Origin of the sequence: Serratia sp. ASV30 (assembly GCF_016428815.1) — a bacterium.
Taxonomy (GTDB): Bacteria; Pseudomonadota; Gammaproteobacteria; order Enterobacterales; family Enterobacteriaceae; genus Chania; species Chania fonticola_C.
Genome location: NZ_JAELTL010000138.1, coordinates 1 through 1729, shown reverse-complemented (window position 1 = coordinate 1729; position 1729 = coordinate 1). Strand labels below are relative to the sequence as shown.

2 protein-coding genes are annotated in these 1729 nt (G+C 43.6%); both read left to right on the top strand.

Annotation, left to right across the window (positions count from 1 at the left end; all coding sequences use genetic code 11):
* The first annotated feature begins 58 nt into the window (after positions 1–58).
* Complete coding sequence (locus JHD74_RS27150; protein WP_199063875.1) at positions 59–562, top strand: inovirus Gp2 family protein; 504 nt, start codon at positions 59–61, stop codon at positions 560–562.
* A 124-nt stretch (positions 563–686) separates the two neighbouring features.
* Complete coding sequence (locus JHD74_RS25715) at positions 687–905, top strand: AlpA family transcriptional regulator (protein ID WP_199063874.1); 219 nt, start codon at positions 687–689, stop codon at positions 903–905.
* Positions 906–1729 lie beyond the last annotated feature (824 nt).

Here is a 1729-nt window from a genome sequence, read left to right as displayed (position 1 = left end):
CCCCCCCCCCCCCCCCCCCCCCCCCCCCCCCCCCCCCCCCCCCCCCCCCCCCTTTTAGATGTGTATAAGAGACAGGTATAGCGATGACCCTACGCTAATTACCCGATTTATTACCTCTCTCAAAGCACAGATAACGGCTGATTTACAACGAAAACGTAGAGAGGGACAAAGAGACCGTCATTGTAGAATTAGGTTTGCATGGACCCGTGAGTTTGGTGAGCCAGGTAAAAAACACTACCACCTTGTCTTGTTTTTTAACAAGGATGCTTACGGGTATCCCGGGCGCTATTACAGTAAAAACGATGAGTATAAACATAACCTGGCTCTTATGCTTATGGAAGCCTGGGGGCGCACACTGGATAACAGCGGACGGGGTAACACGCAGCAGTATTATTCCCTCACCACATTTCCTAAGTTTTGTTGTTTTTACCACCTGAACGTTAACCATCTGAGTTTTGATGTTGATTACCGGAGGGTGATTGACCGGATTAATTATCTGGCAAAGGTTCACTCTAAAGACTATTCGGACGGTCAACGTAACTTTGGGTGCAGTCAGTACTGATTAAGCAGTGAAGTATTTTTTAACTAATGAGGCAGATGTTATGACGGAGTGCCGGACCAACGATGAATGTATTGGTGCTGGTGCCCCTGCCTTCTCTTTAATCTAAAGAAAGCGAGAATACGTCATGACAACTGCTAGCAGCAATACCAGCCTGCTGAATGATAAAATGGTGGACATGGTCTTCATCACAGAATTTACTGGGTTAAGTGATAAGTGGTTTTATAAATTAATACAGGATGGTTTGTTTCCAAAACCCATAAAATTAGGTCGCAGCTCCCGTTGGCTCAGGAGTGAAATAGAGGTTTGGGTGCAAGAGAGGATTGATATTTCTCGTGGTTTATAGCACGAATAGCACCTGTAATCACCCTGGGCAATGCTTTTAAACCTCTGCTGCCGATCCTTGTAAAATAAAGGGTTTATTTATTTAAATATAAGTTCACAGGTGAGTGTGCGATGAGTGCCGCCCCCTTTCATCGCATACTTGCACTTTTGAATGGAAGTGTCTGTACATGTCTGACAGAGATTAGGTATCAGGAAACAGGATACTGAATGGCTGTTTTATGAACGAATATATTCAAGATCACAATTTAAATGTTGTAGAAACCCGCTAATCCGTTCATTTTAGCGGGTTTCTACATGAATCAAAACTAAATTATCAAATAGTTGATTGTTTATTGTTCTACATCGTGGCGTGGTGATTGCTTTCACATGAAAGTAATTTTGCTTTTGTGGATTATCTTGTTTTTAGTCTGATATCAGATAAATCGATGTAGAAGCACGGTCTGAAAACTGTGTTATCTCCTTTGCGTATATTACTATGATGCGTATTTCTTGGGAGGGGGTAAATATCATCATGGTTAAGAGCTGAAATATAAATGATGTCACTGAGCGTTGAGTTGTAGAGGATAACATCCCCCTGGCCTATCAGGTGATTCAGAACAGGTGTTAGCTTATCCACCTTTCTTAGCTTATTAGGTCCATATTGTTCAATCTCACTTTTTGTTATAGCGCCACCCTCTTTATTACAGCGTGTTAGTATAAACTGATATAGTTTGATTACATCCCTGTCTCTTATACACATCTCCGAGCCCACGAGACAGGAGGTATCATCTCGTATGCCGTCTTCTGCGTGAAAAGGGGGGGGGGGGGGGGGGGGGGGGGGGGGGG

Coding starts and splice junctions, on each gene's coding strand:
- JHD74_RS27150 (WP_199063875.1), top strand. CDS start 59: ATGTGTATAAGAGACAGGTATAGCGATGACCCTACGCTAATTACCCGA.
- JHD74_RS25715 (WP_199063874.1), top strand. CDS start 687: ATGACAACTGCTAGCAGCAATACCAGCCTGCTGAATGATAAAATGGTG.